The sequence below is a fragment of the Stenotrophomonas sp. DR822 genome, from assembly GCF_019793815.1.
GTDB classification, from domain to species: Bacteria; Pseudomonadota; Gammaproteobacteria; order Xanthomonadales; family Xanthomonadaceae; genus Stenotrophomonas; species Stenotrophomonas indicatrix.
The window spans coordinates 3,021,162-3,035,860 of sequence record NZ_CP081826.1 but is presented as its reverse complement, the minus strand read 5'-3'; the positions used below and the strand labels follow the sequence as shown (position 1 = coordinate 3,035,860).

The following is a 14,699-nucleotide window of genomic DNA, read 5'->3' as shown; positions in this document are numbered from 1 at the left end:
CCCCACATGACCCCGTGCTTGCGCTACGGCATCACCGGCGGCACGTAGGCCAGGGTCATGCCCAGCAGCCACAGCAACCCCAGCACCAGCGGGATGTGCACCAGCAGCTGGATGAACGTGAAGCCGACGATGTCTCGGGCCTTCAGGCCGAGCACGCCCAGCAGTGGCAGCATCCAGAACGGATTGATCAGGTTCGGCAGCGCTTCGGCCGCGTTGTAGACCTGCACCGCCCAGCCCAGGTGCGCCTTCAGCTCGTTCGCGGCCTGCATCACGTAGGGCGCTTCGATGATCCACTTACCGCCACCGGACGGTACGAAGAAGCCCAGCACCGCCGAGTACACACCCATCACCAGCGCGAACGTATCGGTGCTGGCCACGTGCACGAACAGGCTCGACAGCCGGTGCGCCAGCGTCTCACCGTCGCCACCGGCAGCGTGGGTGAGGATCATCGCGATGCCGCCGTACAGCGGGAACTGGATCAGCACACCGGTGGTGCTCGGTACCGCCTTGGCCACCGCGTTGAGGAAGCTGCGCGGGCGCCAGTGCAGCAGCAGGCCCAGCGAGATGAACATGAAGTTGTAGGTGTTGAGGTTGGCGATCGCGCTGACCAATGGCTTGTTGGCGAACTCGTTGAACAGCCAGCCGAAGGCCAGCAGCGAAAGCAGCACGGTCAACAACGGGCTGTACTCCAGCCACTCGCCCGGACGGGTGCGGCGCTGCAGCGGCTCCGGTTCGGCCTGCGCCGCGCCGGGGAAATCTTCGGCAGTACGCGCACTGCCGGCGGCCGGCGCGGTCAGCCAGGCGATCAGCAGCGAGACCACGATCAACACCGAGGTCAGCGCGATCGACTGCCACAGGAAGATGGTTTCGGTGAACGGCAGCACGCCGGTGATCTCCACCAGCCCCGGCGGCATGCTGGCCGGGTTGGCCTGCAGCTGTGCCGCCGACGAACTCAGGCCCATCGCCCACACCGCGCCCAGGCCCAGGTAGGCCGAGGCACCGGCAGCCCGATAGTCCATGCGCAGCTCGGTGCGGCGGGCCAGCGCGCGCACCAGCAGGCCGCCGAACACCAGCGAGAAGCCCCAGCTGAGCAGCGAGGCCAGCATGCTGACCAGGCCGACGTACACCACGGCACCACGACCGGTGCGTGGTACCCGGGCCAGGTAGTCGATGAAGCGCGCGACCACCGGTGCGGTGGCTACCGCATAACCACCGATAACCACGAAGGCCATCTGCATGGTGAAGGGAATCAGGCTCCAGAAGCCGTCGCCGAAGGCGCTGGCGGTGGCCTGCGGAGTGGCGCCGAAGCCCATCGCCGCCAGCGCGACGATGACCACGCCGAGCACCGCGAATACATACGCATCGGGGAACCACTTTTCCGCCCAGGCGGCCGAGCGCAGCGCGGCGCGCGCCATCCAGCCGTCCTGTACTGCTGCCGTCGAGGCCATCACCTACCCTCCCAGGTTCGATGGCCTGATTCTGGGCGGTGGGGTGCAAGCTGTCAGCCACCTATTGGTCGTAGGTGGCCGCCCGCCGGGCATGGCCCGGCGCTACCAGTTCGGCCGAGGATTCCGAATCCGTGCACCTGGCGCGGGGCGCCGGGCCATGCCCGGCGGCCTTCTCAACGCAGCGCCAGATCCACGGCGATACCGGCAAACAGCGCGGCACCCACCCAGTTGTTGTGCAGGAAGGCCTTGAAGCACGGCCCACGCTCGCGGTTGCGGCAGATCCAGAACTCGTACACCACCAGCAGCGTCGCCACCGCGACGCCGGCCAGGTAGTACCCACCCAGCCCGCCGCGCACGCCCACCAGCGCCATCGTGGCCAGGAACAGCGCGTACAGCACGCCCTGGATGACCAGGTCCAGATCGCCGAACAGGATCGCAGTGGAATGCGAACCCATCTTCAGGTCGTCTTCGCGGTCGACCATGGCGTACCAGGTGTCGTAGGCGGTGGACCACAGGATGTTGCCGGCATACAGCAGCCAGCCCAGCATCGGCACCTCGCCCTGCACGGCGGCGAAGGCCATCGGGATGCCCCAACCGAAGGACATGCCCAGGTAGACCTGCGGCAGATGGGTGTAGCGCTTCAGGTAGGGATAGCTGGCCGCCAGGAACACGCCGATGAAGCTCAGGGCGATGGTCAGGCCGTTCAGGGTCAGCACCAGGCCGAAGGCCACCAGCATCAGCACCGCGAACAGCACCAGCGCCGCCCGGCCGCTGATTGCGCCGGTCGCCAGCGGTCGCGCCTTGGTGCGCTCTACGTGCGGGTCGAGCCAGCGGTCGGCGTAGTCGTTGATGACGCAACCGGCCGAGCGGGTCAGCCAGACGCCAGCGGTGAACACGAACAGGGTCCACAGCGGCGGCAGGCCGCCAGCGGCCAGCCACAACGCCCACCAGGTGGGCCACAGCAGCAGCAGCGTGCCGATCGGGCGATCGGCGCGCATCAGGGACCAGCAATGCCGCCAACGCGGCGTCGGCGCCGGATGCGGCGCGGAAAGGGGGGTATCAGCCATGACACTAGGATACTCCTGTGCCTTCGGACCGACTTTGCCGGCGGGGGGAGATTTGTGCGGCGAAACTGGATAGAATGCCCATCCCGCACCGCCTCATTGCGTTGCGATGCCCGCCCCGGCCCTGGCCGACGGCGCGGCGGTTCCAACACGCGCTCGTAGCTCAGCCGGATAGAGTAGTGGCTTCCGAAGCCATTGGTCGGGGGTTCGAATCCCTCCGGGCGCGCCATCTTCCCTCAGTCTTCCGTCCCCGCCTGCCACCACGGCATGGCGCGCTGGTCGTGGGTTCATTCGGCTTCCCGATTCCCCGCTGTGGCTCCGTTGCGCTGAGTTGGAAGGGAACCGAGCGGTAGGCGCAGCCCTGCGCGTCGCGGACGATGATCGAGAATTCCTCCCCAGCGCTGGTCGCGCCGGGCAGAAACGCGCCGTCACCGTCGAACAGCACCGTCACCGGTTCGCCGGGCACGATGGACGTCCTGCTTGGTCATGCTGCAGATCCTTCATTGATGTTCCGCATGCCGCTTGCTGGATGATCCGGCAGCGGCGGCGAGTCACCTGCACACTGCCGCTGCTCGACTCTTCAGCGCACTACAGCGCCGCCGAGCATCTGCCGAACACGTTGGCGGGCTTCTCCCGCAGGCTCACGGCAACCACCCGGTGCTTCTGCTCGCCGCAGCCCCCCATGACCCCATACATGATGAGAAGTCCCTTGTCGTTGACATAGCCGATGAACGTGCCATTACCTTCATACGAAGCGGTCCTGACGAGATAGACGCTCTCCCCGGGGGCTGGCTTCAGGCCACTCAACGGCATTGAACCAATCTTCCCTTCAACCTCTGATGCCGATACTGCGACCAGTGAGTTCTTCAACATCCACTCCGCTATGGCGGCTTCACTATCCGGATCAAGCGTGGAAATGCGGTCAAGCGGCAGATTCGTTGAATTGCCAGGCAAGATCGCATCGGATGAAACATCTACCCAGTCCGACCTCCATTCCGTGTGTTGAAATTTGTTGATGCTGCACCCGCCCAGCATTGGCAAGACCAGCAGCGCTGCGCGCAAGATGCCAGCCACCGGCCCTTTGATGATGTCCCTTGCTGGGGCACCTGGAATCTTCCTACTCCTGCCGCGCCACTCCCAATTCTCCACATCGGACGTCACTGTGGGCCGGCCCGCCAGTTCAAGGCCAAGATGCCGAATGATCAACAGACGGCCCTCGTCAACTGAAAAAGAAGGTTATGCCGTGCCCCCACTTTGCGCGCGCCTAACACACGGCGGTACCAATGGATTTCACTGCGTCTGAACCTGGCCCAAAGGGCAGACGCATCGCCTTTGTGCGAGCAAAAATCCTATGGACTCAACACAAGCCATTGAGGCCTCGCTTCAGAAACAATCGACACCACCTTCTCGATGAAGTCCACCGGCTGTTCGTCCAGCGTGCCACCGACATTGAGCCGCCACCATAACTCACGAAGGAATGGCCGCCGGTACCTCGACTCGAAACTCCAACCATCTTCGAGGACAACTTTGAAAATTCCATGGAAAAAACCCCGCGACCAAGAGATCGTCGGAACTGAGAAGCCATCCCCCATCAACTTCCCATCTATCATCAAGATGAGATTTCGATAATAGTCTGGCGCACCATGCGCCTCATCGAATTCACATGACAAGTAAGCCATTGGAACAAAGGCAGCATTAAACCGCCCTTGACCAACGACTCCTCGCACAGGATTCACGTTGGCATCAGCGCTAACTCGGGAGACAAGTAGGGTGCCGTCTGGGGTGATTTTTGCAGTTCTCACCCTGCCAACATGCCAATAGTCTAGAAGGCATATGCTTCCACCAGATGCCATCGTCAAACAATTAGTTGCAGCCACAGTCCCTCCCTGCCGCATTTGCAGTGCTGTTTGCCGCTTTAGCCGCTCCGCCGCCGACCAATCCAGCAGTCCAAGGAAGACTCGTATTCCCGGATCGAGCAATGGCACGTGCGGCATCGCCACCATTCTTCACCAATATTTCCTGGGCTCCCGGATAACCAAACCTGCCACTGACCGCTGGCAGCAGCGTGTCCATTGGCCGCCCCCGATAGTACGATTTCAAGGCATTCCTCGCTGCCACTGTCTGTTCCAAAGACAGCCCGGCTTTAGGGAGCTGTCCAACTTTGTATACATAACTGACCCTTCCCACGGGCACCGCCAATCCGGCAGCTATCCCTGTCCACTCTGCCGCCTGATAGATGGTCGAGCATTTGTCCACACTACCGATATTGGCCCAGTCTCTGAAGTCAGAAGTCAGACCTCCACTTATACCGTCTCCCAGCCCGGCAGCGCCGTCAACCAGCCAATCTGGCAGATTGGGCAGGTCAGCTGCATTGAACAATCCCAATGGATCATTGGCACCCAGTGGATTGGAGCTCACGTAGGTAAACGTACTGATCCCACCATCAAGACCAATCGGATCAGTCTGCGAATACCGCCCCACCGCCGGCTCGTACTCCCGCTGGTAGTTGTAGAACAACCCACTCGCGTTCGTCGCCTGCTGTCCCGGAAAGCGCAGCGCCAGATCAAACAGCACGCCATCCCCATCGGGATCATTGGCCGGTACTTGATCGCCAAACACCTCACTCTTGTTGCTCCACTCCCAGATCGCAACATCACGCAACGGGTCGATCACTACGCGCGGTGTCCCCAGGTGATCGGGCTGGATGTACGCCAGCTCCGGCACGCCCGAGGCTGGTGTCTGGATCAACGCCACCGGGTAGTTGTCCAGCCAGATCGCCTGCTGCTGCGCTTGCCCGGTCGCCGAGTAGTTGCCGACCCACTGCCCGGCTTCGTCATAGACAGTGATCTGCGCATCGCCACTGGCTGGCGCACGCAGCACGCGCTCACCGCGGTGGTTGTAGCCGTAACTCTCCACGACAGCAGCATCCTGCTTCAACGCACTCATGCGATTGGCATCGTTGTAGGCGAACGTCTTGCTGCCAATGCTGGTGGTGTTGCCTGCGGCATCCTGGTTGCGCGCCTGACCATCCACGGCAATCAGGCGATGGCTGTCCGCTGGATAGGTGTAGCTTGCGGTCCCCGCCGACGTGGTCAGCGAGGTGCGGTTGCCGGTCGCGTCGTAGCCATAGGTTTCAATCGGCGTGCCCGTCGCACCGTCTTGGGTCTGGGTCAGACGGCCGAGCGTGTCGTAGGCGTATTTGGCCAGCACCTCGGAACCTGCACCGCTCTTCAGCTCGGTGATCGAGCCGACGGGATCGTAGCCGTAGCCCAGTGAAAGGCCGCCCGCCGCGGGGTCATGCACCGCCTGCGGACGGTAGTCCAGATCAAGCGGGCGCTGCAGCTGGCGGCCGTTGCCGTAGGTCCAGCCGGTCGGTCGGCGGCGTAGGTCACGTTGTTGACCCAGACCTCCGGGCCTCTACGCCAGGTCAGGCCGGCCTTGCCCACACAACGCCAACGCAGCGACGAGAATCAGCAAAACGGAAAGACGAGACAGTCCGACTTATTAAAACTCACGCGGATCTTCTCTCGTTTGAACGCTCCACCTCCGCAGTTCTTTTCGCAATACACGCGAATAACCATCGCGATCCAATGCCCTAAGCTGCGCCAGTGGAATACGATACCTCCCAAAGACTGCAGCAATTTCCCACACCTCATCCTCCAGCACCTCATTTGGCTCCAGATCAAGATAAATTGTATCCCCTCTACCAACTACATTTTTTATGCAGCCTATTCGACCAATCCACTCAAAGAAAAAGCCCTCATCCTGCTGGGAAAAGAAATATACCTTCTTGGCTTCAAGTTCCATATGCGCTCATGTCACCTAACCAGTCCACCTGGATACACATTCCTGTATCGCCCTGGATACCGCTTGCTCTGAACATCCCATTGCGGTCCGCCGTGTGGTTTCCCGGCTGAGTCAGTCGTTGGGCCGGTGGGTGGTATTGCCCGCGGCATCCTGGTTGCGCGGCTGACCATCTACGGCAATCAGGCGATGGCTGTCAGCCGGATAGGTGTAGATTGCCGTCCCCGCCGAAGTGGTCAGCGAGGTGTGGTTGCCGGTGGCACAGCCCGCACCGCCCTTCAATCAAGAGGCCGTTGCGGCCGATCCAGCCTATCTCAAGGCCAACTCCGCGCAGTTTGGCCTCAAACTGGCGCTACCCATTCCCTACAGGTCGGCAGAGGACAGCCTCTAGCTCCTCATCATTGCGACGATTCCACAGGTATTGCCGCTGACCATCCGACCCCATCATTATTATTTCATGAGAATTTTTACGAACATCCTGCAGAGGAGCTGAAGGGGAATTGCATTTGTAGTAAAGAGCGATGTTGGGCGGCAGATTAGCTGCAAAGCCAAGTGAATCACGAATCAGAGGCGCGAGGCCTTTGCCAATCTTTAACATCCCATTTTCATTGATGTAGCGCATCGAATAGTTTGTATCATATGAAATATAGTAGAGGCCTGCCTCAGCATTCGACCTAATATGAATAGAGGAGGCATCCTCTGGAATAGCTACAACCTTTGCGACAGATAGGTCGCCTTCGTTAACTATTTTTGAGAGCGAATCATAGCTGCGCCCCGCGTCACTGCAGCCAGAAATAGCGATTACAAAAATCGATACAGAAAATACTAACCTCTTTGATTTAGTCTTCACCGCCCCACTCCGGATGTAATTCTTCAGAAAAACACGAGACGACACCGGAACATAGCTGGCACAACGCTCTGCACAATTTTCACCCAACTTACATGCGGCTCCGTGACGATTTGCGGCCATATCTCCAGAGTTATCTCTCTGCATCTCTGAGTGACTCCTTCTACGGCCGTCTCCGTAGAGACCGACTCGGCCCGCATAGTAGTCCTTCACTTCTTTCAGTGCCATTAGCTCCAACACCACTCGGGGATTGCTTGTTACTTGAGTTGCTCAACAAGCCGCTGAACAATGATAGAACTGATCTGAACCAGTTATGCTCCTCGACTTCATCTAAGAGTTATAGTTTGAAAGTATCCTGCCCGCGACGAGCGCATCACCGATGTCTGTTGCTGGTAGTGCCTCAGGCTGTTTCATTCGATATTTTTCAAACTGGAACTGCCCAGAGTCCAAACCCAACATGTCTAGATTTGAATTTGGATTCGACTCGACATATGAGTATGTCGATATGCCTGCGTCCAACCCAATCGGATCACTCTGCGAATACCGCCCCACCGCCGGGTCGTACTCCCGCTGGTAGTTGTAGAACAACCCACTCGCATCCGTCGCCTGCTGGCCTGAGAGGCGCCGCGCCAGATCAAACATCACGCCATCACCGTCGGGGTCTTGGCCGGTGCCTCGTCGCCAAACACTTCACTCTTGTTGCTCCACTCCCAGATCGCGACATCGGCCTCCTATTCAGGTACCTCCACAAGCTTGTAAATGAAGCTCACCGGCTGTTCGTCCAAGGTTCCCAATCAGACATATCTCTACTATCAAGTCTAGTTGCCTCTCTTTGCAGTGTCCGGGCAAGACGACCTCGGGCTTTCGGCCGCCCTTAGCTCCCGTATTCCGTCCCGCACATATCCCAGGCGTCCTAAGTGGCATACCTGCAATACGTAGCGAGTCTTGTCGGGATACACATATCCAACAACTGGAACCGGAGTAGTGCTTCTACCAATTACAACGCCACCTTCGACCGAATCATAAATTTCCATTACATCCTCCGGGACAACCTCCCTACCTTGGTTTCCGCAGGAAGTGATGATGATTGTTGAGCAAATCAAAATTATGCCAAGCATCAATTTCGTCATTTCGCCCCCTCCTGAATGGTAGAGTCATCAGACATCCACCAAAGAAGGTGATTTATTGATTCCGGAAGAATCATATTCATTGGCTGGAGCTCCTTACCAATCTCTCGCATGCAATTCTGCAACGGCGTTCCGCAATTATTTTTTACGGCGCTGTACTTCCCCTGTGGTCTCGCGAGACATTCCGACATTTTTGATTCTTGCTGTGGCGTAAGCTCTATTGTGTGCTTGATTCCAGTCCTAAGATTCAGCTGAGATGAAACGTAATTCGTGCTAATGGAGTTACCCGCAGGACCAAATGAGTAGTCGACACCATTTGAAGTTGTCGAAATGTGCCCGAAAGACGAATGCAGCTTGCCATAGCTCGGCAGCCCTCCCTCATAAGGGAGCGGCATCCACACCCACACATCGACCAAGCCATCTTCATCAACCTTCGAAAGCGGCTTCCCCGAAGCATACAGGTACGTACCAATCCCCCCCTCCAACCCAATCGGATCACTCTGCGAGTACCGCCCCACCGCCGGCTCGTACTCCCGCTGGTAGTTGTAGAACAGCCCACTCGCATTCGTCGCCTGCTGCCCCGGGAAGCGCAGCGCTAGGTCAAACACCACGCCATCCCCATCGGGATCATTGGCCGGTACTTGATCGCCAAACACCTCACTCTTGTTGCTCCACTCCCAGATCGCAACATCACGCAACGGGTCGATCACCACACGCGGCGTACCCAGGTGATCGGGCTGGATGTACGCCAGCTCCGGCACGCCCGAGGCTGGTGTCTGGATCAACGCCACCGGGTAGTTGTCCAGCCAGATCGCCTGCTGCTGCGCTTGCGCGGTCGCCGAGTAGTTGCCAACCCACTGCCCGGCTTCGTCATAGACCGTGACCTGCGCATCGCCACTGGCTGGCGCACGCAGCACGCGCTCACCGCGGTGGTTGTAACCGTAACTCTCCACCACAGCATCGCCCTGCTTCACCGCACTCATGCGGTTGGCATCGTTGTAGGCAAACGTCTTGCCGCCAATGCTGGTGGTATTGCCTGCGGCATCCTGGTTGCGCGCCTGACCATCCACGGCAATCAGTCGATGGCTGTCAGCCGGATAGGAAAGCTGGCGGTCCCGGCCGAGGTGGTCAGCGAGGCACAGTTGCCAATAGCGGTATAACCAGAGGAGACCGCCACATGAACGGCACAGGCATCTCTCCGGATTTTAGCAAACACCCCAACCGCTATTATTTTTTATCACTACTCAAATTCGATGAAGGCTGAAAGACCTTTCTATACCAGAATGCACTTCGACGCCTGAACCAACTGGCGAATTCTTCACAGTCAAAAACTCGCAATTGCCGCATTGACACACGATATCGCTGGAACAGCGCGAGCAGTTCCCGCAAGGCATCAGAATCAACCTTTGATGAGTCTACCGTGATTTCAATAACCATCCCTCTACCCGTAACATCAATTACAAATGGCATTTTTTCAAGCCATTCAAAAAAAAATCTCTCATCAACCATCGAGTAAAAAACAACTCGCTCCGCATTAAGAACAACTTCGCGCTTAATCATCGACGCAACCCTCCCGGATAAACATTTATATATCCACCACCTTTCAGCTGTACGTCCCAATGTGGCCCACCATGGGCATCATTGGGCGCCTCTGTCCTTGGCCCCGTCGGAATCCAAACATTTCCAGAACCATCCTGCCACCCGTATCCTCTGCCGTTCGGTGCCTTGACCCATTTTGGCCCTCTTTTTCCGGGGCAGTATCCTTCAGTATCACCGGGCAGACCCGGAGCTTTCGCGCCGACCGGATCGCGGGCATCCTTAGGCTCCTTGCTTGCGACAATATTAATTCCAATTGGAATAGCTGGGAACAATGTTTCAATCGCAATGAGCCCTGACGCCAAGAATTCGCCTGGATAGAGCATCGGCCCCTGATCCTGAGCGATGTACCCAAGGTCAGGATGGTAATAACCTTCGTTAGAAGGAAAGTAGACGGGTGACTGCGCGCCTTGCATTGCTGCTTGGCGGGCTGCAGCGGATTGAAGGCCAAGTGCGTCAAGATCGCTGACGGGACGCGCTAAAGCGTATGCAAATGTACTGATTCCTCCCGTCAACCCAATCGGATCACTCTGCGAGTACCGCCCCACCGCCGGCTCGTACTCCCGCTGGTAGTTGTAGAACAACCCACTCGCGTTCGTCGCCTGCTGTCCCGGGAAGCGCAGTGCCAGCTCAAACAGCACGCCATCCCCGTCGGGGTCATTGGCCGGTGCCTGTTCGCCAAACACCTCACTCTTGTTGCTCCACTCCCAGATCGCGACATCGCGCACAGGGTCGATCACCACACGCGGCGTACCCAGGTGATCGGGCTGGATGTAGGCCAACTCCGGCACGCCTGCAGTTGGTGTCTGGATCAGCGCCACCGGGTAGTTGTCCAGCCAGATCGCCTGTTGCTGCGCTTGCCCGGTCGCCGAGTAGTTGCCGACCCACTGCCCGGCTTCGTCATAGACAGTGACCTGCGCATCGTCACTGGCTGGCGCACGCAACACGCGCTCACCGCGGTGGTTGTAGCCGTAACTCTCCACGACAGCAGCACCCTGCTTCACCGCACTCATGCGATTGGCATCGTTGTAGGCGAACGTCTTGCTGCCAATGCTGGTGGTGTTGCCTGCGGCATCCTGGTTGCGCGCCTGACCATCCACGGCAATCAGTCGATGGCTGTCAGCCGGATAGGTGTAGCTGGCGGTCCCGGCCGAGGTGGTCAGCGAGGTGCGGTTGCCGGTGGCGTCGTAGCCATAGGTCTCAATCGCCGTGCCCGTCGCACCGTCCTGGGTCTGGGTCAGTCGGCCGAGCGTGTCGTAGGCATACTTGGCCAGCACTTCCGAGCCTGCGCCATTCTTCAGCTCGGTGATCGAGCCGACGGGATCGTAGCCATAGCCCAGTGACAGACCGCCTGCCGCGGGGTCATGCACCGCCTGCGGGCGGTAGTCCAGATCCAGCGGGCGCTGCAGCTGGCGGCCGTTGCCGTAGGTCCAGCCGGTCGCCGGCCCGAAGGCTGAATAGGTCACGTTGTTGACCGCCACCTGCCGGGCCTGTCCCGGGAGGGTCAGGCCAATCTGGCTGATCCGCCCCTGGGCGTCCCGCGCATAATCGGCAACGCTGCCGTCCGGATAGGTCAACGCGGTCAGGCGACCGGACTTGCTGTAGGCGTAGCGCAGCGTGCTGGCTACACCATTGATCGTCTGCACCTTGCGGGTGACCTGGCCGAAGCGGTCATGGCAGTACACGGTGCTGCCATTGGCGTGCAGCACCTGGCCCAGGCGACCCTTGGCGAAACGCTCGTCGCTGGCACATACCGCTGGTGCGGTGTCGTAGTGATAGCCCACGTCCAGGTTGGGATCCGGATAGGCAATGCCGACCAGTCGATTGAGCGCGTCGTAGCTGTAGGTGGCGGTCACGCCGCGCGCATCAGTGCGGGTCTTGCGGTTGCCAGCGGCGTCAACAGTGAAAGTAGTGTTCCCGCTATCCGGGCTGACCTGCCCGGTCAGATCGCCAAAACCGTTGTAGGCGTAGGTGGTGTGCAGACCCTTGGGATCGGTCACCTGGGTGACCTGATCCAGCGCGTTGTACTGGCTGCGGATTTCCGCAGCAACACCACCCACGTCCTGCAGGGTCTGCGCCAGCCGGTTCAGCGCATCGTACTGCTGGTTCGTCACCCGCTGCAGGGCATCGGTGACCGACTGCGGATTGCCATTGGCGTCGTAGGCAAAGCCGGTGGCATTGTTGCCGGCATCCTTCAGCGCGGTCAGCTGCCCGAGGGTGTTGTAGACACGGGCCAGCGTGCGGCGCAGCGTACCCCCTGCATCGACCGTGTTTTCCTGCAGACGGTTGCCGGCGTTGTCCAAGGTGTAGTGAATGGTGTTGCCCGCACTGTCGGCAATGTCCGTGAGCCGCTGGGCGGCGTCGTAGACATAGGTGACGCTGCTGCCGTCGGGCTCGGTGACCTGCTGCACCTGGCCGGTGGGCCAGTAGCTCAGCTGGGTGCTGCGATCTTCGGCAGTGGTGGCGCCACGCACGGTGACCGACGTCGGCCAGCCACGTGGGTGATAGGTGTAGTCGGTCACCACGCCATTGGCATCACGCACTGACAACGGGCGCCCGAAGGCATCGTAAGCGAGGGTCTCAACGGTATGGCCCAACGCACTGGTGACGCTGCGCAGATCGCCCTTGCGGAACGCACAGGCGCCGTTGGTCGCACACCCCGCATCGTCGGCGGTGTACCAGGCATAGGTCACGGTATCGACCACGTCCGTGCGTGGACCGTCGATGCTTTTCAGCAGGCCCACCTGCGGACAGTCCGGACCTTCGGCTTCACAATAGTTCTGCGTGGTCACGCGGGTATGGTTGGTCGCTGTATCGCGCACGGTGACGCTGGTCGGCTGCAGGCGCGCGTTGCGGACAATGCGGGTTTCCTGGTTGCCGACCGTCTGCTGCACGAGGCGATTACTGTCGAGCGCGACACGCGTCTCGCTGATGCGTTGCTCGGGGGTACCCGCCGCTTCCGTCGTCGTTGTCACGGCTACTGCACCGGCGGTCGGGTCGCTGGCCTCGGCGTAGGCGTACTGGGTGACCACGCCGCGTCGGTCGGTGGATGATTGCAGACGACGGCGGAAATCCGTTCCCTCGGGCAGATAGCTACGACCGGCCGTGCCCCTGCTGTCGGTGATGCCGTTGACTTTACGCGGCAGCACGCTGCTTCCACTCGACGTCAGCCCATAGGTACTCGCCTCACCCAATGCATCGGTCACAACAACCGGGCCGGCGGCCGTATAGTCCAGACGAATTCCATCAACACCGACATCCATCCTAGTGCAGTCACCGGAATGCCGGCTGCAGACGACGCGTCCCTTACCGTCATAGGCATACCAGCTGTAGCGGCGATTGTCCTCAGCGGTGATTCCCGTGAGATACGCAGGGAAGCGAGCATCCTCATAGTGATAGCTTCGGGACGCGCCGTCGGCATACGTTGCCTTCGACAGCTCACCTGCGAGCGTATATGCATACGCGACCACAACCTGCCCTGACAGTCGGAGCGCCGAAATCAGGGAATCATTGCCAGGAGCGGAGTACTCGACCTGCAGTTGACGACCGTTGGAATGAGAGATCGCGAGCAATCGCTGCTGCGCGTCATAGGTGTAGGATAGCCAAGTACCGTCCTCGAAGTCGCGGCGCTCCATCAGCCCAGAGGCACTGAACGTGATGCGTTCCTGCGAGCGTGAGAGCAGCCAGCCACTTCCCTGCTGGACTACGCGTTCGCCGCTGCCATCATTGGATTCGTAGTACGCGCCGTACTTGGCAAAAGCAGCTTGAGTGCCATCTTCGCTCAGCAACCCGACCTTCAGCTCCGTTCCAGGCGGGAAAGTACTGCTGTCAACACCTAGTGTAAGGCGCAGATTGTGAGAATGCGTCCAACCTGTACCCAACGCTCCACCCGGCGTACTGGTCAACGAATGGTAGTGCCGACGGAAGCTGATCCAGCCCAGATCAAAATCCGGTTCGGGTTGGGTTTTGTCGCCCGTGGTTGGATCGCAAGGATTACCCGGTTTGTCGCACTGCTTGGGGACAGGAGAACTCACGTACTTGCGCATCATGGACAACGTGCCGGTATCCAGCGATGGCGGCATCGCACACATACCCTTGGCCGCCTGCCAAGTCATGATGGTGCTATTGGTGTTCGGGCATTTGACTTCACGCTGGCGCTGAAGATAGCGGGTTCCGCCTATCGGCATACAGGTTGAAGTACTCGGGTCGAGATAGTAGAAGTCAACGGTAGCTCCACCTTGCTCGCCGGTGTTGCTGCCGTCCGCACCTGCACCCGCGCCGCCACCGGGAATTCCCTCCCAGTGTTCACCTATTGCCACCTGGGTGACAGGGCAGGAAGGATCCTGAGGAACTTCCGCTTTCAGAGCTGCGACCAGCTCTTCAGGGGAGTTGTATTCGCTGGATCGATACCGGTACACCCAGTCGGTCTTGATCAGCTTGGCAGGCTTGATCGCATAGTCATAGATCACCTTACCGGGGAGCGATGCAACACCGCGCACCTCCCAACTGAACGCACCATACTGCTGATAACGCTCATATTGAGCCTCCACATCACGCTGTGCCAGCTTCTCGGTCGCGCGCTTTTGACTCCCCGGCGCCAATGCAAGCCATTCCTTTTTCACCTCCTGCGCCTGCACCGCAGTGGTACCCACGCACCCGAGCGCGGCCATCGCCAGCACTGCGCACGACAGATCCTTCAATCGCTTCAACATCCCTGTTCTCCTTCCTGGGCGGTTACCGCACCGGGAGGAACGAAGGCGCTCGGGCAGCCATTGCCCTTTCCCGCCCTGCTTCGGATCGTCCCTGTTCCGGA

The 14,699-nt window shown here is 59.7% G+C and carries 9 protein-coding genes, 1 tRNA gene and 2 pseudogenes; 2 read left to right on the top strand and 10 right to left on the bottom strand.

Annotation, left to right across the window (positions count from 1 at the left end):
• Window positions 1-23: 23 nt before the first annotated feature.
• Complete coding sequence (locus K5K93_RS13900; RefSeq protein ID WP_177177048.1) at window positions 24-1,448, bottom strand: TIGR00366 family protein; 1,425 nt, start codon at window positions 1,446-1,448, stop codon at window positions 24-26.
• A gap of 173 nt (window positions 1,449-1,621) precedes the next feature.
• Window positions 1,622-2,515 (bottom strand): 4-hydroxybenzoate octaprenyltransferase, encoded by an 894-nt coding sequence (gene ubiA, locus K5K93_RS13895; protein ID WP_222388193.1) that lies wholly within the window; start codon window positions 2,513-2,515, stop codon window positions 1,622-1,624.
• Window positions 2,516-2,664: 149 nt separating this feature from the next.
• Here ubiA and K5K93_RS13890 point away from each other — a divergent pair.
• Window positions 2,665-2,741: transfer RNA gene (locus K5K93_RS13890), tRNA-Arg, on the top strand.
• A gap of 148 nt (window positions 2,742-2,889) precedes the next feature.
• On the top strand, window positions 2,890-3,045 hold the full coding sequence (locus K5K93_RS13885; protein WP_222388192.1) for a hypothetical protein: 156 nt from the start codon (window positions 2,890-2,892) through the stop codon (window positions 3,043-3,045).
• A 55-nt stretch (window positions 3,046-3,100) separates the two neighbouring features.
• On the opposite strand, the gene K5K93_RS13880 is transcribed toward K5K93_RS13885, so the two are convergent.
• The 8 genes and pseudogenes from K5K93_RS13880 to K5K93_RS13845 form a co-directional block, all read right to left on the bottom strand.
• Window positions 3,101-3,574: a hypothetical protein gene (locus K5K93_RS13880; RefSeq protein ID WP_261311848.1), complete on the bottom strand. Its 474-nt coding sequence runs from the start codon at window positions 3,572-3,574 to the stop codon at window positions 3,101-3,103.
• A 1,314-nt stretch (window positions 3,575-4,888) separates the two neighbouring features.
• Window positions 4,889-5,973, bottom strand: a pseudogene (locus tag K5K93_RS13875) (RHS repeat-associated core domain-containing protein); the annotation flags it as partial.
• Between the two features lie 43 nt (window positions 5,974-6,016).
• On the bottom strand, window positions 6,017-6,319 hold the full coding sequence (locus K5K93_RS13870) for a hypothetical protein (RefSeq protein ID WP_222388191.1): 303 nt from the start codon (window positions 6,317-6,319) through the stop codon (window positions 6,017-6,019).
• A gap of 349 nt (window positions 6,320-6,668) precedes the next feature.
• Window positions 6,669-7,310: a hypothetical protein gene (locus K5K93_RS13865; protein ID WP_222388190.1), complete on the bottom strand. Its 642-nt coding sequence runs from the start codon at window positions 7,308-7,310 to the stop codon at window positions 6,669-6,671.
• Window positions 7,311-7,493: 183 nt separating this feature from the next.
• Complete coding sequence (locus tag K5K93_RS13860; RefSeq protein ID WP_261311847.1) at window positions 7,494-7,805, bottom strand: RHS repeat-associated core domain-containing protein; 312 nt, start codon at window positions 7,803-7,805, stop codon at window positions 7,494-7,496.
• Between the two features lie 922 nt (window positions 7,806-8,727).
• Window positions 8,728-9,449: pseudogene (locus K5K93_RS13855) on the bottom strand (RHS repeat-associated core domain-containing protein); the annotation flags it as partial.
• 68 nt (window positions 9,450-9,517) lie between these two features.
• Entirely contained in the window at window positions 9,518-9,850 is a 333-nt protein-coding gene (locus tag K5K93_RS13850) for a hypothetical protein (protein WP_222388189.1), read from the bottom strand.
• The gene (locus tag K5K93_RS13845; RefSeq protein WP_222388188.1) at window positions 9,847-14,598 is read right to left on the bottom strand and encodes an RHS repeat-associated core domain-containing protein; all 4,752 of its coding nucleotides are present in this window, start codon (window positions 14,596-14,598) and stop codon (window positions 9,847-9,849) included. Before K5K93_RS13845 ends, K5K93_RS13850 begins: the two co-directional genes overlap by 4 nt.
• Window positions 14,599-14,699: the final 101 nt, after the last annotated feature.

Excerpts from the sequence above, each read along its gene's own strand:
- K5K93_RS13900 (WP_177177048.1), bottom strand. The coding sequence starts at position 1,448 with ATGGCCTCGACGGCAGCAGTACAGGACGGCTGGATGGCGCGCGCCGCG.
- ubiA (WP_222388193.1), bottom strand. The coding sequence starts at position 2,515 with ATGGCTGATACCCCCCTTTCCGCGCCGCATCCGGCGCCGACGCCGCGT.
- K5K93_RS13885 (WP_222388192.1), top strand. The coding sequence starts at position 2,890 with ATGATCGAGAATTCCTCCCCAGCGCTGGTCGCGCCGGGCAGAAACGCG.
- K5K93_RS13870 (WP_222388191.1), bottom strand. The coding sequence starts at position 6,319 with ATGGAACTTGAAGCCAAGAAGGTATATTTCTTTTCCCAGCAGGATGAG.
- K5K93_RS13865 (WP_222388190.1), bottom strand. The coding sequence starts at position 7,310 with ATGCAGAGAGATAACTCTGGAGATATGGCCGCAAATCGTCACGGAGCC.
- K5K93_RS13860 (WP_261311847.1), bottom strand. The coding sequence starts at position 7,805 with ATGTTTGATCTGGCGCGGCGCCTCTCAGGCCAGCAGGCGACGGATGCG.
- K5K93_RS13850 (WP_222388189.1), bottom strand. The coding sequence starts at position 9,850 with ATGATTAAGCGCGAAGTTGTTCTTAATGCGGAGCGAGTTGTTTTTTAC.
- K5K93_RS13845 (WP_222388188.1), bottom strand. The coding sequence starts at position 14,598 with ATGTTGAAGCGATTGAAGGATCTGTCGTGCGCAGTGCTGGCGATGGCC.